Source organism: Pontibacter sp. GD7, from assembly GCF_058216375.1.
The window spans coordinates 430,233-449,687 of sequence record NZ_JBYZMP010000002.1 but is presented as its reverse complement, the minus strand read 5'-3'; the positions used below and the strand labels follow the sequence as shown (position 1 = coordinate 449,687).

Sequence of the window (19,455 nt, the reverse complement as noted above, 5' to 3'; positions counted from 1 at the left end):
TGGCGGTAAAATTTGAATTACAAACTTAGCAACGAATCTACATTTATAGTAGCGCTGCTGCAGGTTTTACGAAATGAACACATTAAGTATATTCCAGAATGTTCAGGATGCCCTGCAGGCCATGAGCTTGTTTGAGTTGGTAGGCGCCTTAACAGGTGTGATCGGGGTGTGGCTAGCGGCACGGCAAAGTGTCTGGACCTGGCCGGTTAGCCTGGTAAGTGTAGCCATGTACGTTATTGTTTTTTATGATGCCCGCCTGTACGCCGACATGGGCCTAAACGCTTTTTATGTGGTTACAAGCCTGTATGGCTGGTACGTTTGGCTATACGGAGGCAAAGGCCACACCGAGCGAAAAGTAGGCAGAGTAAGTAGAAAGGAGTTAACCGTGCTGCTTACGCTTGGAGTTGCCTTTACCCTGGGCCTTGGCTACTTCCTGGAAAACTATACCGATGCCGACCTGTCTTACACGGACTCTGCTACAACCGCCATAAGCCTGATCGGGTACTGGATGATGGCCAAAAAGCAAATCGAGAACTGGATCGTGTGGCTTATCGTGGATGTGGTTTATGTGGGAGTTTACACTTACAAAGAGCTTTACATTACTTCTGTTTTATACTTTATTTTCCTGATACTGTGCATTGTGGGGTATCTCGACTGGAAAAAGTCTTTGAATGCTAAAAAGGAAGTGCAGGTTGTGCGGTAATAAAGTGCTTAAGTGCTATTAATACTGCAGATAAGTATAATCTGGTGGTCTGGGTAAACGTACATATAGGAAATTGAATAGACACCCTAAGTTCGAGGGATGTATGTGTAACGATTAAATGTGACCGGATATGAAGCAAAAGAAGTTACAATTACCCGAAGAATTAAAATACGCCAACCGCCTGCGCTGGGGCTACGAATCACCAGACGAAAGCCCTAAAAAAATGCGCTTCAGGCAATACGGCGACAGAGTAGAGAAGGAACTGGAGGTATATAATTTTTATGACTATAGTTTTTCAGAAAATTAAGTATTGCACTGTTTTAATATTATTTAGACAAAAAAATAAGCTAATCACCCTGCTTATTTGTTCCTTTACTTTAAATTAACATTACAATTGTCCTGATTTTTAATGCTCTCGTTATAAAACATAGAGCTTAAGATTCAGGACATTTTTATTTAGTACCTTGCTTAAGGTCAGCATCTTATTTATTTAGTTAATCGGGATAACTAAAGGTACATAATGGTAACAGCCTCCAAGGCCTACCTTGCTCGAATTTATACTTTACACACTTTACTCGCTTAGTAATTACTTCCAGTAACCCTTATAATAGTAATAGCACCCTGGCTATTGTTTATTCATGCTCTATCCTCCTTTAAGAGCATTTTATAACTAATACAAAATATTTATATGAAAAAGACCTGCCTTCTGAAATGGGTGGGCTGTTCTCCTATTGCTTTTATACTTGCGCAGCCTCCTTAACACATTGCAGCCTTTAGTTTGGCCTCTACGGAGCTTTTTGAAGAATCAATAGCAATGTGACAGTCAGTTGCTTCCCTTAACCTGTTAAAAAGTGAAGCTTAGCCAAGACTTCACATTCCTAATTAAATCATCAAACAAAATTTTATGTCAACAAAACATTTACAATTATGAAAAGTTTTTCAAGTTACACGAGTAGATTAGATCACGCTCTTGCTAAGCAAGTAAATTGGTTGCCAAAGCTTTTTAGTATGCTTTTTTGTATTGGTTTATTTGCTCTATCTAACTCCATTTACGCCCAGGGGCCATGTCCTGGTGATAATTGCGTATCCGGGGATATAAAAGTTAATAGTGTGCAATTAGTGGATAAAGATGGCAAACCTATAGATTTTCAGGCGCAGTGTATTGGGGGAGTAACTAAAATTCAGGCCTTCTTGCAGGTAAATTATGTTGTAGAGTCCAAAACGCGTTATGGCTTTCTGATTACAGCTGAGACAGATGATGGAGTTCCTAACAATGATCTAGTATTCTGTACTCCAGATGACATTCCTAAGGGGCCAGGCTTTCAGCGTATCGAGTTTGAATATACTTGCGGTACCTCATTAAGGCTACTCAACACCTTTACTGCATGGGATAATCAAACGCCAGGTTCAACAGTCTGTAGCATTGTCTTTAACCCAGAAACTAAAGAGGTAAACTGTAAGGCTGCTACACCTAAATGCAAGTTCTATCCTGATCCTTTTGTAGTCATAACTTGTGCAACGCCGGCAAAACCTGTAATTACAGTTACCCAACAGCCAACCTGCGAAGTTTCCACCGGTGAAATTAGAGTTACCAGCCCAAATTCTAGCCTTACCTATTCCATTTTTAAATCTCCGTCTACTACAGCTTTGGAATCTAATAGTACAGGTATCTTCTCTGGTTTGGCTCCAGGAGTCTACACTGTAAAAGCAGCTAGTGGTGCATGTGTATCGGCAGCTAGTGATTCCAAAACAATTAATGCAGCGCTTGGTGCTCCTGCAACTCCTACTGTAGGGGTGAAGACAGCAGCCAGCTGTTCATCATCTAATATAGTGCTGGAGGTAACTGCACCAACACCTTTATCAGATTATGAATTCAGGAATCGAGATGGTGCATGGCAAACATCTAATGAATTTACAATAAAAGCTGGCGCGGGATACAGTATTACAATCAGAAGAATAAGCGACAGGACCTGCGTGTCAGGAGCAGCTACATGTCAGGCTGAGTCTCCTAGTGGCTTGACATCTCAATCTTCCAGTGCCATTCAAGTTTTAGATCAGCCTAAGGAAAGAGAAATAACTGCTTATCCAGTACCTTTCTCTAACAAAGCAACTGTAGAGTTTAAAATGCCTAAAGTTGATCGCTATGAGGTTAACCTGTACGATATGAAAGGCAACTTGATCAAACAGTTGAAATCCGGTAAAGCAAAAGCCGGTGAATTACAGCAAATCGAAGTTGACGGACAGAAACTACCAGAAGGCATGTACTTGGTGCGTGTTGTTACTAAAGACGGTGCACAAACTGTTAAATTACTTAAAAAAGAATAAGCAGTAAGGAGGCTGTTTAGAAAGGCAGGGTGCCAGGAGCTTGCTCTTTGGCACCCCGCTTTTTTTGGAATACGGAGTTATTTAACGTGTGAACACCAGTGTTCACACGTTAAATAACTCCGTTTACTTTTAAATAAAATAAAAATCGTTCAATTGATGCTTAAGCTCGTTTAAAATACTGAGTATCAGTAAAAAAAAAGAATATATGTAAATCTGCTATTTGGCTGGATGCGGTATGAGTAAGAAAATTATTCATATCAAATATAGTAATACCGAGCCTTTTTAGGGTTTACTCAAATTTATACTGTCCGCACTTGCTGCGTGTTATGGTATGCAAGTATAAAGGTCAAGGCTTTTGAGTTGTTCGTGGATATAACCAGCAAAGGCGGATTCATACTTTTAAACCAAACCATAAACTGCTTATGATTTAAAACATTTTACACCCTTCTTTAACAGAAATTAATAGCTAAATAAAGTAATATGACGGATCTCTGCCTTCTGCAAAAGGCAGGCTGTACCTTTATTTGCCATGCTGCGCAGCCTCCTTAGTTGTTACCTTTCTCGCTATAGCCATAATTATACTAAATGTGGCTTACCCCTCTGTATTTTAAAATTTCAGATCAATTTTTTTAAACCTATATGTTAACCAAACTTTTACAGCTATGAACAAATTTCTTTATTACACGGGGAGGGCCCTGAGCACTCTCTTTATGCAGTTATATTTAAAAATACTGTGTACCTTGTTTTTATTGGTGGCGCTGCCATTCCTAACGCAGGCTAATTATATCAGCTTCGGAACAACCGCAAAAAGTGCTGCATTAACATTCAATAATTATAGTGACTTTCTTTGGGGCACGATAGGCTTCCCAGAAAGTAAAGTGAAATCAGCCTCTGTTACAGTAAAGAATATAAGTGCTACTGCTACCACTGATGGCGGTGACTTTTCTCTGGATTTTACAGCAGCCGCACCTTATACCTATGATCATAGTACAGGAGGCGGTGCTTATGATGATCGTACTATTGGCGTTAATAATGACGTAGTGGAGTCTTTGGAAGGAGGCGATTTCGCTTGTGAAGATATTGTTACTTTCTTAACACAAATAACAGTTCTCCCTGATGCGGAAGATAATCAATCAATAGATATAACTTATACTTTCTCGGCAGATGCCACTGGTCAGTCTGGAGTTGCATTTGGTGAATTTAGTGATATAGTAGATGTTAAGATCAACTACGGTCCTATATCAGGGTTAGATAGCAACGGTAACCCAGCGCTAATTGGAGATAACCCGGATGGCTCTGATTCTGGCATAAACGACGATGGAAATAGCACAGCTACACTACATAGTGTTTCTATTACTGGTAATGGTAATTTATTTGAGGGTAATGATCTGTTAGGTACAGTTACGGTAAATGATCTGGATCACGGTGAAACTGTAGTTCTAAGAGTAGATGTAAGAATAAAATGTCAGGAAGACAGCAGGCCAACCGGAAACCTGCAAGGAGATCTGTCAGCTGCAATTGTTATCGACCCTGAAGATGCCATTAATGTTGGTAACCAGACGATCAACCTAAAAAATGTTAACCGAATACTTTTCCCGGATTGTGTATTGCCACCTGCCGACCCTGTTTGCGAAGGCGAAACCACAGAGCATACAGCAACAACTGACATTGGAGGCGCCACTTATAACTGGAGTATAACCGGAAGCAGTACAGGAGCTGCCTTTGTAGGTGGAGGCACAACTAAGCAGACAACAGCTGGCGCAGAAGAAATGTCGTCGAGTGTTAAGGTTGTAGCCGGTGGTGCCGGGGCTTATACTTTAACGGTATTTATAAGCAAAGAAGGATATAGCACACAGAGCTGTGAAGTAGGAGTTACAGTAGATGCGCTGCCGGGTTCTCAGCAACTAAGGGGAGGAGAATATTGTGAAGGCGACGACCCAGCTGGCGTCGATGTACGAATGGGCAGCTCTGAAATTGGTGTTAATTACCAGCTACAAGTATGGGACGAAGCAAATACTGAATGGGATGATGTTGGCGCGCCAAAAGCCGGTGATGGCGGCAGAATAAATTTCGGACCACAACCTGAAGGCAAGTACAGGGTTGTAGCCACAAATACAACTACCGGGTGCAGCAGAACCTTTGGTGATGTAACTGTTACTGAAAAAGAAAGACCGCTGGCCCAGACACTGAATGGTGGAAGATATTGCGAAGGCGACGAGCCTGCCGGAGCAGAAGTTAAACTGGCCTCATCCCAAAGAGGCGTAACCTATCAGCTGCAAATGTGGGATGTTGTAAACTCTGAGTGGGATAACGTAGGTGCAGCTATAGAAAGCACTGAGAATGGCATGATGATCAGTTTTGGATTGCAACCTGAGGGAACTTACCAGGTAGTAGCCACTGGCCGCAACGGATGTGTAAGAACTTTTGGAGATGCAAAAGTAGTAGAGAACGCACTACCGCTTTCTCAGAGGTTGATAGGCGGAGTATACTGCGAAGGTGAAGAAGGTGTACCAATGGGTATTACAGACTCTGAAACTGGTGTAAGGTACCAGTTGCAGAAAGCAAACGAAGAAACCCGCACCTGGCATGACCTGGGAGATCCTTTCAGAGGTACAGGAGATGCTATTCGTCTTGGTATCAAAACAGAGGGTTACTACAGGGTTGTCGCAACCAATATTAGAACGGGTTGTACTACAGAAGTTGGCCAGACAAGAGTTGTTGAGAATCCTGCAGCCACAGTAGAAGCCGGTCTTTCAGGAGAAGTTTGCCAATCGCCACAAAGACAATTTATAGACCTGACCAGGGGAGAGCCTATGATTGGTGGCGGAGCAACAACAGGAACCTGGACGGTTTCTGCTTTTCCTGCAGAAGGCGTTGCACTGGTAGACGACACATTTGAAAGTGGTTCTCTTGGCATTGGTGCAAATTATATAGGCAGAATTACCTTAACCCTAACTACTGAAGACCCTGATGGTGAAGGGCCGTGTACAGCGGTTTCTGATACAAGAAGAATAAATGTTTACCCTGCTGCTACGGCAGAGGCTGGTCTGTCAGGTAAGCTTTGTCAGTCAAGCGAAAGGCATGTAGTAAACCTTACCAGAGGAGAGCCAAGTGTGGGTGGCGGTGCCACTTCAGGCACATGGACAATCGAGTCCATTGTTCCGGCAGGTCCTGCTGAACTAACAGATGCGTCTTTAGCAAATGGTACTTTGGTTATAGGGGCTGATTATACGGGTGTAATAACACTAAGACTAACCAGTAATGACCCGGATGGCCCTTGTGAGGCAGCTACAGATACAAGAACAATTACTGTAAATCCGCTGCCGGCAGTATCCAATGGCAGAGCAACTACATGTGTAAACCAGCCCATACAGATTGGGCCAGAACCAATGCGTGGGTTCAGGTACAGTTGGTCTCCGGCCCGTGGGCTAAGTGATCCTACTATTGCCAATCCTACTGCAACAATTGGAAGCGCGAGCTCAACCCCTTATATCTATGAACTAACCATCACAAATATTGAAACCGGTTGTTCCAGTACTGGCAGATGGGGCGTAAGAGTAAACTCTTGTGATAAGTACTGCACCTTAACCCAAGGTTTCTATGGAAATGAAGGTGGTAAAACATGTTATAGAGAGGGAACAGTGGGTACTATTGAGTTACTTACAGCCTTGCTTCAAAGACCACTTAGGATCGGCAGTGAAAACAGGTATATCATGTTCAATGGTACATGTGTAAATGAAATATTAGACGTGCTGCCGGGTGGTGGCGGTTCAAGTGCGCTGCCTAGAAGAACTCAATCAGAATGTGTGGTTCCTGCAAGTGAGCTGCATAAGAAAACAGGGAAAATAAACAACTCTCTGCTCGCACAAACTATTACCCTAAGTCTGAATCTTCGATTAGATGGTGCACTCAGCAGTCTGGTCCTTTATCCTGATAAGCCTTATATAGTTACACAGGCTTCGGATGGTTGTGGTGAGAGTGCAGAACCAGTAAATGGAACCTCGAAGCATTATATGTTGCCAGTTAACGTGTTGAGGTACCTGGCAGCACCAGGTGGTTACGAGGCTAATGTACAGGGACTGCTTGATCTTGCCAATGATGCGCTGGGTGGTGAATACACAGGAAGAAACCCAAGTCTGAGTGATATCAGCAATGCGGTTGATGTGATAAATAATGCCTTCGATCAGTGCAGATTCTTAATAGAGTTTACTAACGAAGGACCCGAAAACGCTTTGGCTGGTATTTCTATGACATACCCACTTGAGGGCATTGAAAAATCCGGCGCCGTTGATTTACGTGCTTATCCAACACCGTTCTCTGACAAGGCCACTATTGAATTCACTACCACAGTAGACGAAAACTACACAGTGCGCCTGTATGACATGAAGGGAGCGCTTGTGAAAGAACTGAAGTCTGGCACTGCTAAGGCTGGTGTTGTGAACCAAGTAGAGGTTGACGGCAGAAACTTACCAGAAGGCCTGTATCTGGGTAGAGTGATAAGCGACTCCGGATCTCAGACTGTCAAACTTTTATTGAAACGATAAACTAATATAACAAACAGTAAGGAGGCTGTTTAGAAAGGCGGGGTGCCTGGAGCTTGCTCTTTGGCACCCGCCTTTTTTTTATACTTTAAACAAGCAGTTTCTTTATATGAAAGTACTGTATATAGTGGATATAAATTTGCCCTGTTTTTAGAAACGTTTGCCCTCCAAATCAGCGGTCTTACTTTAAATAGTTGTTGCATAAGTACAATTTTTTGTTACATACGTTTAATTTATTAGCTATCAGATATGGTTATCAGATAGTGATAGTAACTGCCTGGGAGGTAGTTGCTTAATTGATCTTTATGGACAGTGTATAGCTTATTCTTACGCTGCTGTAGCAGAATTAGTAGAGTTCTGCTTTGATTACTTTGTTCATAAAGCAATCCTGAGATTATTGCACCCCAATTGCTTTATGTGGCTTTAAAAGTTGACTGATTTTACGATCTCTTAACTCACCCTGGCATATAACTAAATTTTCTTAACTCTAAACTTATGAAAAGAACCTACCCTCTGAAAAAGGTAGGCTGTTACACTTGTGTCTTTTGTGCTCAGCCTCCTTAAACTGATGTTAATTCTTAATGACTGGGAAGTTGAATGACGAAAACAGCAGCAGCCCAGGCATCTTTGAGCGCAATGCTTTAAATAAATGAATTAAGTATGAACTAAAACATTTACAGCTATGAACAAGTTTTCATGTTACACGAGCAGAGCAGGCAATGTTCTTTCGCAGCAGCTGCAACTGGTATGGCGAACCGCCATGCTGGTGATGGCTGTTTTTTTATTTTCTACAGGCCTTGGTTTTGCTCAAGGTATAGTCTTTCCTCCTGCTGATACAAAGTGTGTGTCTAAAGATATGGAAGTAGTAAGTGCTACTTTAGGCGATGATTGTGTGCCTTGTACAACAGGCTCGGCACAAATAGAAAATTTAATATTAAGTGTAAAGAACACCACAAACTCAACCAGACGTTCTTTCACCTATTGGGCATTAGTTGAAATAACAGCTCCTGACGGTACTAAGCTCCCCCTTATTGAAATTAGCGGATGCGAGCCTGGTCCTTGGGCTGGTGGAGAAACAAGATCTGTAACAGAAACAGATCCGATACAATTTCCTTGCGGATCTACTGTGAGGTTAATAAATGTATTTTTAGCTTGGACAGATGCCTCTGATTCTGAGAGAAATACATGCGGAGAAATGCTTGCTAATCCTGACAAAATCAACCCTAAATGCGGAAGACCTGCTGAGATACGTGTAACCACACCCCCAGCAACACCACAATTGACTGTTACTCAACCAACTTGTGCAGCTCCATCAGGTAGCATTACAGTTGCCGTAACCACAGGTCTGACATTTAGTGTAAATGGTGGTGCCTTTGCACCTTATCCATCAGGAGGATATACAAATCTTGCACCAGGGACATATTCAATCAGAGCAAGAAATGCTGCAGGATGTATTTCTCCAGCTTCCTCAGCCACCATCGTGGCAGCGCTGGGCAACCCTGCCACCCCATCGCTTACCGTGACACAGCCAACCTGTGCCGCGCCTACGGGCTCAATCACGCTGACCCCCGGCACTGGGCTAGAGTACAGGCTCAACACCGGCACCTGGGGGCCATACCCTAGCGGCGGCTGGACAGGCCTTTCGGCGGGCAGCTACACAGTCGGCGTGAGACGCACAGCGGATATCACCTGTACTAACAGTGCTTCGACTACCATTGTAGCCGCGTTGGGCAACCCTGCCACACCGACGCTTACCGTTACACAGCCAACCTGCGCCGCACCTACGGGCAGGATCACGCTCACTCCTGTTAGCGGGTTAGAGTATAAATTGGACGACGGCAGTTGGGGCCCGTACCCTAGCGGCGGTTGGGGAGGCCTATCAATAGGTGGGCACACGATATATGTTAGACGCACAGCTGACATCACTTGTACCAACAGTGCCTCTGCAACTATTTTGGCTCCTGCTGGGGCACCTGCAGCACCTGTTTTAAGTTTAACACAACCTTCATGTACCGTAGGAACCGGAGCTATTACTTTATCTCCAGTGGCTGGTATGGAGTACAAACTTGATGACGGAGTTTGGGGGCCTTATCCATTAAACGGCTGGAGTGGTTTAGCTCCTGGCCCGCATACAGTATACATCAGAAGAATAAGTGACCCTACATGTACCAATAGCAGCCCAGCTACAATTAATGATGCACCAATTGTACCTTCTGGAATTACAACTAAAGTTGACCAACCAACATGTACTGTTTTAACCGGAAGAATAGAGTTCTTAACGCCAACTGGTGATTTTGTGTATAGTATTGGTAATGGTTATCAATCAAGCCCTGTCTTCGAAAACGTAGATCCCGGAAAAACATACCCACTAAGTGTTAAGAGTGGCAATGATTGTATAACTGCTGCAGGGGAGGCAGTTATTGATGATGCTCCAATTGTGCCTTCAGGGGTTAGCGTTGAAGTATCCCAACCTACATGTGAACGGTTATTCGGTATTATCACAGTAACCTCACCTACTGGTAGCAATTATACTTATAGTCTAGATGGTGGTGCATACCAGGCGAGCAATGTTTTCTCAAATGTAAGCCCTGGCTCACACTCTATAACTGTGCAAAGTAATGATAGATGTTTCTCAGCACCTGCTGGCGCAACTGTTAATGCATTACCAGTTTGCGAAGTGTTTGAAGGATGTACTTTAGGTTACTGGAAAAACCATACAGACCGTTGGGTGTCATGCGGTGGTTTGACCTTGACTCCGAGTACAAAGTATAATACAATATTTACTAGTGCGAATACTGATTTAACGCTATTACAAGCACTAAACTCTAAAGGTGGCGGTATAAATAACCTATATCGCCAAAGCGTTGCGGCACTGCTTAATGCCTGTCATCCGGATGTAAACTATGAGTTATCATATAGTCAGGTCATTTCTGGAGTGAATGCAGCAATCTCAGGAGGTACTGCCGGTTCTTACGCAACTTATTTAGATGAACTTAATAATGCTGGTTGCCCATTGGGTGGTACAAGAGCTACTACTTCACTTAATGCTACCTCTTCTAGCTCACTACAAGGCCTGGGCAAAGCAGATGCCGGTGAGCTTAGAGCATATCCGACTCCATTCTCAGATAAGGCGACTATTGAGTTTGCCACTACGGCAGATGAGAGCTATAGCGTGCGCTTATATGATATGAGAGGAGCTTTGGTGAAAGAACTGAAGGCTGGTACAGCTAAAGCTGGTGTTGTGAACCAGGTAGAAGTGGATGGTAGAAACTTACCGGAAGGCTTATATGTAGCCCGACTGATAAGTGACTCTGGATCCAGAACTGTAAAACTATTACTTAAAAAATAAGCAGTAAGGAGGCTGTTTAGAAAGGCGGGGTGCCGGGAGCTTGCTCTCTGGCACCCCGCTGTTTTTTTACATTACTATAGTATCACCTTCCCTGTAAAATTGGATCCTTTTATGATTAAAATAAATGGCTAAACATTGATGTTGAGTATTTAAAACACAGTGTTATTAGTTGAAATATAGTGCTTTACAATGCAGCTGCAATTTTATACTTTGTTTTAAATATTGTTCACCCTTATAACATATATATACACTCAGTATATTAAACTGATGTTATAAGGTTTAAATTATTTAATGGAATAATTATATAATATTGCGTATTATCTTTTAGATCGTAATTAAAAGGAAGCTATACCAGAGAACAATTTTAAAACTACTTTAAATAAAGCTGTTCTCGAGGATTCAAGATTTTAAATACGATTCTGACGCGCCTCCTTACCCTGCCTCTAAACCCTTAAGCGCACTCCTGCAAACGTTGCAGGGGTCAATCTACAATTCTCTAAACTATACATAATGGTAACGCTCTACGAAAAGTATAGCACAAGGCATACTGCCATTTGGTGGGGGTACCTATTGCGCCCAGGCCCGACTCCGCAGCTCACATAGGGGGTATGGGCAAATAACAACATTTACACCCACTCACTGCGCAAGTAATTGCTACTGCCAGTTAATATATAACATTAGCTGCACGGGATTGCTTTGCCTGGTTTAAAATGATTTACAGCTTTCTAAACACAAAAAAACTTACAACAATGAAACAAATTGACAATTACACGAAAAGCCTGCGATGGGCGGGTAGGCTATGGCATTACACAATTTTAATGCTACTAATTACTTTGATATCAGTAACTAGGGGTTATTCGCAGTTAGCACCAGTTAATCCACCATCAGGAGGTTTTGGAATAGATGGTGATTTAAGAGCTGGAACGCCTACGGTGCCTTTGCCATTTGCACCTAACCAAGGCGACTGGGTTGCTGGTACAAGTGGTTCTGGAGGCTTTGTATTTAGTGTTAGTTCAAATGGTACTCCCTCTGTAGTTAACGGCTTAAACGCAAGCCTTATCAGAGATGCCTATAATGATAGAAACGATATAATTTTTACCGAAGGTAGCAAGTTTAATGCAGACCCAACTACCTGGGCTTGGTCTGCGAGTAAAGCGCCTAGCAAAAATGATATTAATAATGCGATGTACCTTGTTACTAGAGATGCAAATAATAATGATTGGATTATTATTGCAGGGGATCGATTATCAACAAGTGGTACGAGTTACATAGATTTTGAATTGCTCCAAAATACCTTAATTAGAAGCACAACTGGTAATGGATTTACATCTGAAGGGCCACATGGAGGTAGAACAGTTGGTGATATGGTAGTTTCGATGGAGTACAGTAATGGTGGTGTAAAGCCCACTGTTAGAATATACCTTTGGGAAATGACATCGCCGGGGATGTATGATTATGTGCTAAAAAACGGAGATCTTAGAAATTATATTTTTGCAGAAACAAACCAAACCGGTACAGTAGCTGTGCCTTTTAGAGCATTTGGTAGTACAACATATAGCCAGTTTGCTTTTGTGGAAGCCGCAATTAATGTTACTGGAGTATTACGTGAGATTGCAAATCCTTGTACCGGCTTAAGTATAAAAACACTATTTGTTAAAACAAAAGCATCAGACTCTCAAACAGCTGCATTAAAAGATTTAGTTGAACCACAACAGGTGCAGATCACCTTTGGAAACGCAACCATAGCTTATAATGGTCCATACTGCCCTGTAGGTACTGCTTCGGTTTCGCATAGCGGCGTTACAGGAGGTACTTATAGTGCTTCACCAACTGGACTTTCTATAAATTCTTCATCAGGCCAAATTGATTTAGCAGCAAGCAATCCAGGAACATACACTGTTACTTATACATATATTACAAATGGTTGCACTAAAACTGCCACAGCAGAAGTGACGGTGAACGCCCGCCCGTCGGCCTCGAGTGTTAGCTTCACCGCCTGCGCAACCAACGCCCAAAACAACTCCGCCGTGTTCGACCTGACCAGCAAGGACAGCAACGTGGGCACGGGCACGGTGACTTGGCACACGGGCACGCCTGCCACCGCGGCCAACCAGATCGGCACGCCGAGCACCTACACCAGCACCGGGGGCACAGTGTACGCCAAGCTGACCAGCGGTGCCGGCTGCTCAAGCGAGGCCTCGGCCACGATCACGGTGAACAATAATCCAGTTGCAAATGCGGGAGATGCTCCACAAGCACAATGTTATAATGCATTAGGTAACACTTTTAGCCTGAACGGTAGCGGTCAGTATGGCTCCTTATCTTGGAGCGTATTTAGTAAGCCTGATGGCTGGAGCATTGAAATTACGAATGGTAATACAGCTACTCCTACTGTAAAGGTGAATGGTACTAGAAATGGTGGAACTGTGGTGATGAGGCTTACTGTATTGAGTGATTTTGTCCCAAGTTGTGGAAGTGCAACAAGCAATGTATCGTTGGTAGTTAATGAGCAACCAGTTGGTCCAAGTTTAGAATATATACCACCTAAATGCGATGAGAATAAGTTTAAAGTTAAGATTTTGAATCCTGCTGCTGGAACAAAATATACTTTATCAAGAACTGGTTATGCTGATAGAATTATTAATTATACAACTGGCGACGCTATTTTTACAGATTTAGAGGCTGGTTCTGGTTACAGTGTTATTGCTACAGTAGGTGAGTGCAGTACAGGAGCTAGTTCATGTACAGATACAGAGGAAATTCAAGATATTAAAGTATCCTCCTCCAACTCCATCCAAACCACCGAACAGGCCAAAGCCGATGACCAGCTAACTGCCTACCCAATTCCATTCTCGCAGAACGTGACGCTGGAGTTTAAGGCAGAGCGGGCTGGTAAGTATGAGATAAACCTGTACGACATGAAAGGACAACTTATCCGGCAGCTAAAGTCTGGGACTGCCAAAGCAGGTGAGGTTACCCAGATCGAAGTTGACGGCAGAAGTATGGCAGATGGTATGTACCTGGCGCGCATGGTCAGCGGCTCCGGATCTAAAACAGTTAAGTTGCTTAAAAAGAACAATTAAACCTACTTTTATACTTTAGATTTCTTTGGACGCGGCACCGGGTTAACCTGGTGCCGTGTTCCTTTATAAAGGCTTGAGTATTACTTAAAGTTACTGCACTTGTCCCAAGGCGGATAGTTCATTTTATTACGTTGATTTAAGAATTTCCTACTCAATTTTTAGATACGTTCACCCAGCTATATAATGTCTACACCTGGTGTTATTGCTTATGCTTTAAATTGTTTAATAAATTAAAGTAAAATTCATATACTTTTCTACATTAAATCGTATTACCATACAGTGCTAAGCTTGCTGCTTTATTAAAAGCAAATAGCCATAGCCAGATACACGCCACACACCCACCTTATAACCCTAATGCTTATTGGCGCAAATTTTTGCGTCGGATGTTAACTGCTATACTTTTTACAGATGACAAAGCACACTGATAGGGCTGATCCTTCCATTTTCCGAAAACACTGGCGCTTCCCCATGCGCGCCGGACCAACATCCAGATAGGCATAAGGGCTTCTTGTAAGGAGGTACCATACTTCTTGCTCACTGCTGTGTAAGGATTTACAGCTGTGGTGGAATTGCTTTGCCTTAAAAAACGCATTCAATAATAATTATATATAATAACCAATTTATTAACTATGAATTACTTATACCAACAAAAGTATAGCGAGGACTATACTTCACCCAAACCATCGAGGCTGCTGTGGCATATAGCTATGCTACTGCTGGCTGCCGTACTGCTATCCAAAAATGCAATGGCACAAACTTGTCCTGATTTAAACTGTACCTCAAATGATATTAAAGTGGAGCGGGTATTCCTTTCGGATGCCAATGGGGTGCCGCTTACATCAGACTGCACGCCAGGGGTGCAAGGGCAGGCTTACCTGAATGTGGTGGTTTCAACTACTACACCACGGGTAGGCGTTTATGTATCGGGTATGCTCAGGATCAAGAACATGGCCGACCAGCCTGTGTCTAATTGCTTTGGTGTGCCTTTAACGGGCAACAACAACGTGCTTAGGTATACTACACCTATCAACTGGACCTGTGGCAGCGAGATCATGCTTACGGACATCTTTATAGCCTGGGGTACAGGAAATAAAGATTTCTGCGCAGACCCAACCACCTGCTCTTCTATAGTGCCATCTAAGTGCCGCCGTGAGAACCCTATTGTTGTGGAAGCACCCCTGATTGCCAATTTTACGGCACAGGCATCCTGCACGGAGAATAACCGCTACGAAACGGTTTCGGTTACCGCAACACCAACAGGAGGCAAAGCGCCTTATACTTACTCCTGGGACTTTAACGGGGATGGCATTGAGGATGCTACGACATTAACAGCATCTTATACTTATATGAGTGATGGCGAGAAAACCATAAAACTGACCGTAAAGGATTCATCCAGCCCAGCCAAAACTGATGTTCACACCAGTAAGGTGATGATCAAGTCATGCTGTACCACTCCGGATGCCAATGCCGGTGATGACAAAGTGCTTACCTGCGCCACTACAAGTATTGCCTTGAGCGGCAGCTCGGCTACGGCAGGGGCAAGCTATAAATGGGAGGCAAGCAATGGAGGTAATATCGTGTCTGGAGGCGGCACACTTACACCAACCGTTAATGCAGCTGGTACATATAAGCTTACCGTAACAACAGCAACCGGCGGTTGTACCGCTACAGACGAGGTAGTGGTTACCATGAACAAAACTGCCCCAACGGCCCAAATTTCCACACCAGCAACACCACATCTAACCTGCGACATCAAATCGGTGCAGTTGGGAAGCATTACCAACATTGAGGGCGCAAAGTATAAGTGGACAGGGCCAGACAATTTTGAAGCAGAAACGCCAGGAATCACAGTATCGATGGCAGGTGTCTATTACTTAACCATAACCAATCCTGCCAATGGTTGCTCAGCCGGTGACAATGTTACTGTTACTCAGGATAAAGACATAGTTATGAACGCTGGCACGGATAAAAGGCTAAGTTGCGCTGTTCCGACCATTATGCTGGAGGGTTCAACTTCTGTGCCTGAGCATTGGAGAGGTGTTTTATGGACAGCCAGCAACGGTGGTAAAATAGTATCCGGAGAGAACACACTTACGCCAACAGTGAGTGCCGCAGGTACTTATACTATGAAGGTGACCAATTCCAGATCAGGCTGCGAGGCCACAGACGAGGTGGTTGTAACGATGGATGACAGCAAGCCGCATGTGCAGGCAACTGGTGGTATGCTGGGCTGCGACACTGGTACGTTGCAGTTAAAAGGCCACTCCACTACGGAAGGGGTTACTTACTACTGGACCGGACCTGAAAACTACTCCTCGAGCATGCAGAACCCAATAGTGAGTGTTGCCGGTACTTATACTTTAAAGGTAACAAACCCTGGAAACGGATGTTACGCTACGGCAACCGCTTATGTAGAGCCTCAGCCTAAGCCGCAGCCAGAGCTTACCTGCCATCTCGAGAACTTCAGCGATGAAAAGCTGGGCCTTGTTTCCGTGCTGAACACCCCGGCCGGTGCGGTACCTGTGTTTGGTAAAAAACGTAACCCGGATGGTACATACGCCCCGGAAAACCACGCGGCCATTTTTGATACCCAGGCACCTACCGGCGATGATGCCGACCTTTACACTGAAGACTGGCACCATGTGATCATCATTAACCAGGACCTGACCAATGTACCAAACGATAACCAGTGGGGTGGAGAGTTGCACTTTGACTTCTCCAGAATAGGACCTGTAACCATGAAGTCGATGCGTGCCCTGGATATTGACGGGTATGAGAACAACTCCTGGGTATACCTGTATGGTGAGAACAATGTGGAACTCTTCAAGGTTAAGCTGCTAGCCTTAGGCGATAATAGCAAACAGACAGTTAGCCTTGGCAATACGCGTGGTGTGCTTAAGATGAAGATTGTTATGGATGGCCGCGATGGCTCTAATCACTTTGCCGGCTCAGGCGCTTTCGACGACCTTAGCTTCTGTATAGAGAACGAGGTAGAGAACCCGTGCAAAACAGCACCTCTGGCAAGCGCAGACGAGAGCAAGGCAGTTGCCTATCCGTCACCGTTCAGCGACAGAACAACCGTTGAGTTTAAACTGCCCAAAGGTGGTGAGTATAAAGCTAACCTGTACGACCTGAGAGGCAACCTGCTTAAGGAACTGAAGTCTGGTACTGCACAGCCAGGTGAAGTAACCAGCGTGGAAGTTGACGGACGTAATTTGTTGAGCGGCATTTACATTGCCCGCATCGTGAGCGGCACCGATGTGAAAACCGTGAAGCTGATACTGAGAAAATAGTACAAAGTAAAACTACTTGTACAAGCTGCCCCGGTGCCACGTGTGCCGGGGCAGCTTTATTTTATACTTGCGTATATTTTACGACCTTTGGTACATGCTAAAAGTCGCAATAACAGGACCGGAATCGACGGGGAAATCTACGTTGGCCGAGCAGCTGGCACAGCATTACGAAACCGTATGGGTGCCCGAGTATGCCCGCAACTACATCGGCAACCTGGGCAGGCCCTATACTTTGCAGGACATAGAGGCAATTGCACGCGGGCAGCACGAACTAGAGCAGCAGGCAATGAAGCATGGCAAGTCCATTATTTTTGCCGACACTGATATGCTGGTGCTCAAAATCTGGAGCGAGCATGCATTTGGGCAGTGCCCCACCTGGATCTCTGAAAAACTATTGCAGCAAGACTATAACCTTTGCCTGCTAATGGGCGTTGATTTGCCCTGGGAGCCGGATCCGCAGCGTGAGCATCCACATAAGCGCCGTTTCTTTTACGACTGGTACAAACGTGAGCTGGAAGCCCTGCAGGTGCCTTTTGCAGAAATTACCGGGCAGCAGCAGGAACGTTTTAACCAGGCGCGTAAACACGTAGACGACCTGCTCCTGAAACACACTTAACTACAGCTTTATGCTATACTTTCTTGAAAACGATTATTTTAAAGTGGGCATCGAAAGCATGGGTGCCGAGCTTCAGCATTTTATAAAAAAAGACGAAGACCTGGAACTGATCTGGGTAGGGGACCCGACTTTATGGGGCAGCCATGCGCCCAACCTGTTCCCGATTGTAGGAGAGTTGCCAATACAGCAGTATACTTTTGATGGCCATACTTACCACATGAACAGGCATGGCTTTGCCCGAAAAAAGGAGTTTGAGCTTATCGAAGAAAAAGACAGTAAACTTGTTTTTCAGTTAAGCCATGATGAGGAAACGCTAGAGCAGTACCCTTTTAAATTCAGACTGTTGGTGGCGTACAAGCTCAACGATAACAAGCTGGAGGTAACGTACCAGGTACTGAACGAAAACAAGAAAGCCATGTGGTTCTCGGTTGGGGCACATCCCGGGTTTAACGTTCCGCTATACAACAATGAGCAGTATACCGACTACTACCTGGAGTTTGAGCAGGAAGAAACACTGCGCCGCTACCTGATAGATGAGAATGGGCTGCAAACCGGAGAAACAGAACTCATAGACGAGCAAACTAAGGTGTTGCCTCTCAACCACCGCTATTTCGATAAAGACGCCATCATTTTAAAAGAGCTTAAGTCTGAAAGGGTTATACTTGCTAGCCATAACGGGCCGCGCAAGATCAAGATCAGCTTTCCTGGCTTCCCGTATCTGGGCATCTGGGCAAAGCCTGGCCCTTCGCCATACATTTGCATAGAGCCCTGGTGCGGCATAGCCAGCAGCAACAGCGGCAGCACAGAGCTACAGGAGAAAGAGGGGATAAACGAACTGGCCCCCAAACAGGTGTTTGAGCGCACCTATAGTATACAGGTCTGGTAACGGAAGTATAAAAATAAACCCCGGTTGTTAGATAACCGGGGTTTTTAATTTTTCAGTTAATGCAGAGAGGGTTCCGGGAACTTTGGCACTTTTATATTCCGGATATCATATCTTGGTTCAAAATCGTTTATCGGCAATGAGATGCCGGGCGGAAGGTCCAGATCTGGCAGGTCGTCTCCTAGTGGCTCACCTCCGTCATCGTCGCTGTCAGTGGATGGTGGGTGGTTAAATCTTTTACGAGGCGCAAAAGCATAATATGCAAGTATAGTTAGGAGTGCCATTGTATACAAAATGCTGATCATCATCACAGTTCTACTTTATCAATTATAGTTTCAGCTGGCTACTGCTACACACATTTATGGGTATAAGGGATATGTAGAGAATGTATGCCATTTACTGTTTTCAACGTACATTGTGCTCCTGTGGTTTTTGCATTTCAGGAAAAATAACACCTTGCTAACCAGCTTGTAGTGTATGTTTACCCATTAGATTTTGACTATAACAGAAAAGCCCCCTACCTTTGTGAATTGTTAGGGGTGCCTTAATATTACGGGCTGAGATCATACCCATTGAACCTGATGCGGGTAATGCCGTCGCAGGGATAGAACACTGATAGAAAAAGTATTCTTATTCTCTCTCCCCCTGGCATAAATTTTTTG

10 protein-coding genes and 1 riboswitch are annotated in these 19,455 nt (G+C 44.1%); of the genes, 9 read left to right on the top strand and 1 reads right to left on the bottom strand.

Features of this window, described 5'->3' with window-relative positions:
• Positions 1-73 precede the first annotated feature (73 nt).
• The 9 genes from pnuC (at position 74) to AC4BAP_RS04910 (ending at position 18,796) form a co-directional block, all read left to right on the top strand.
• Positions 74-703, top strand: a complete 630-nt coding sequence (pnuC, locus tag AC4BAP_RS04950; RefSeq protein ID WP_490581515.1) for a nicotinamide riboside transporter PnuC — start codon at positions 74-76, stop codon at positions 701-703.
• 130 nt (positions 704-833) lie between these two features.
• Positions 834-1,010, top strand: a complete 177-nt coding sequence (locus AC4BAP_RS04945; RefSeq protein ID WP_490581514.1) for a hypothetical protein — start codon at positions 834-836, stop codon at positions 1,008-1,010.
• A gap of 620 nt (positions 1,011-1,630) precedes the next feature.
• Positions 1,631-3,028, top strand: coding sequence for a T9SS type A sorting domain-containing protein (locus AC4BAP_RS04940; RefSeq protein ID WP_490581513.1), 1,398 nt, complete (start codon positions 1,631-1,633; stop codon positions 3,026-3,028).
• An 878-nt stretch (positions 3,029-3,906) separates the two neighbouring features.
• Positions 3,907-7,572, top strand: a complete 3,666-nt coding sequence (locus tag AC4BAP_RS04935) for a T9SS type A sorting domain-containing protein (protein WP_490581512.1) — start codon at positions 3,907-3,909, stop codon at positions 7,570-7,572.
• Between the two features lie 679 nt (positions 7,573-8,251).
• Positions 8,252-10,918, top strand: coding sequence for a T9SS type A sorting domain-containing protein (locus tag AC4BAP_RS04930; RefSeq protein WP_490581511.1), 2,667 nt, complete (start codon positions 8,252-8,254; stop codon positions 10,916-10,918).
• Between the two features lie 749 nt (positions 10,919-11,667).
• Entirely contained in the window at positions 11,668-14,001 is a 2,334-nt protein-coding gene (locus tag AC4BAP_RS04925) for a T9SS type A sorting domain-containing protein (RefSeq protein ID WP_490581510.1), read from the top strand.
• A gap of 629 nt (positions 14,002-14,630) precedes the next feature.
• The gene (locus AC4BAP_RS04920) at positions 14,631-17,294 is read left to right on the top strand and encodes a T9SS type A sorting domain-containing protein (protein ID WP_490581509.1); all 2,664 of its coding nucleotides are present in this window, start codon (positions 14,631-14,633) and stop codon (positions 17,292-17,294) included.
• Between the two features lie 94 nt (positions 17,295-17,388).
• Positions 17,389-17,910 (top strand): AAA family ATPase, encoded by a 522-nt coding sequence (locus tag AC4BAP_RS04915; protein ID WP_490581508.1) that lies wholly within the window; start codon positions 17,389-17,391, stop codon positions 17,908-17,910.
• 10 nt (positions 17,911-17,920) lie between these two features.
• The gene (locus tag AC4BAP_RS04910) at positions 17,921-18,796 is read left to right on the top strand and encodes an aldose 1-epimerase family protein (RefSeq protein ID WP_490581507.1); all 876 of its coding nucleotides are present in this window, start codon (positions 17,921-17,923) and stop codon (positions 18,794-18,796) included.
• Between the two features lie 56 nt (positions 18,797-18,852).
• On the opposite strand, the gene AC4BAP_RS04905 is transcribed toward AC4BAP_RS04910, so the two are convergent.
• The gene (locus tag AC4BAP_RS04905) at positions 18,853-19,077 is read right to left on the bottom strand and encodes a hypothetical protein (RefSeq protein ID WP_490581506.1); all 225 of its coding nucleotides are present in this window, start codon (positions 19,075-19,077) and stop codon (positions 18,853-18,855) included.
• A 241-nt stretch (positions 19,078-19,318) separates the two neighbouring features.
• Positions 19,319-19,415: riboswitch (TPP riboswitch) on the top strand.
• Positions 19,416-19,455 lie beyond the last annotated feature (40 nt).

What these genes read in the sequence shown, in the direction of transcription:
- AC4BAP_RS04920 (WP_490581509.1), top strand. Translation starts at nt 14,631, where the DNA reads ATGAATTACTTATACCAACAAAAGTATAGCGAGGACTATACTTCACCC.
- pnuC (WP_490581515.1), top strand. Translation starts at nt 74, where the DNA reads ATGAACACATTAAGTATATTCCAGAATGTTCAGGATGCCCTGCAGGCC.
- AC4BAP_RS04915 (WP_490581508.1), top strand. Translation starts at nt 17,389, where the DNA reads ATGCTAAAAGTCGCAATAACAGGACCGGAATCGACGGGGAAATCTACG.
- AC4BAP_RS04945 (WP_490581514.1), top strand. Translation starts at nt 834, where the DNA reads ATGAAGCAAAAGAAGTTACAATTACCCGAAGAATTAAAATACGCCAAC.
- AC4BAP_RS04940 (WP_490581513.1), top strand. Translation starts at nt 1,631, where the DNA reads ATGAAAAGTTTTTCAAGTTACACGAGTAGATTAGATCACGCTCTTGCT.
- AC4BAP_RS04905 (WP_490581506.1), bottom strand. Translation starts at nt 19,077, where the DNA reads ATGGCACTCCTAACTATACTTGCATATTATGCTTTTGCGCCTCGTAAA.
- AC4BAP_RS04925 (WP_490581510.1), top strand. Translation starts at nt 11,668, where the DNA reads ATGAAACAAATTGACAATTACACGAAAAGCCTGCGATGGGCGGGTAGG.
- AC4BAP_RS04930 (WP_490581511.1), top strand. Translation starts at nt 8,252, where the DNA reads ATGAACAAGTTTTCATGTTACACGAGCAGAGCAGGCAATGTTCTTTCG.
- AC4BAP_RS04910 (WP_490581507.1), top strand. Translation starts at nt 17,921, where the DNA reads ATGCTATACTTTCTTGAAAACGATTATTTTAAAGTGGGCATCGAAAGC.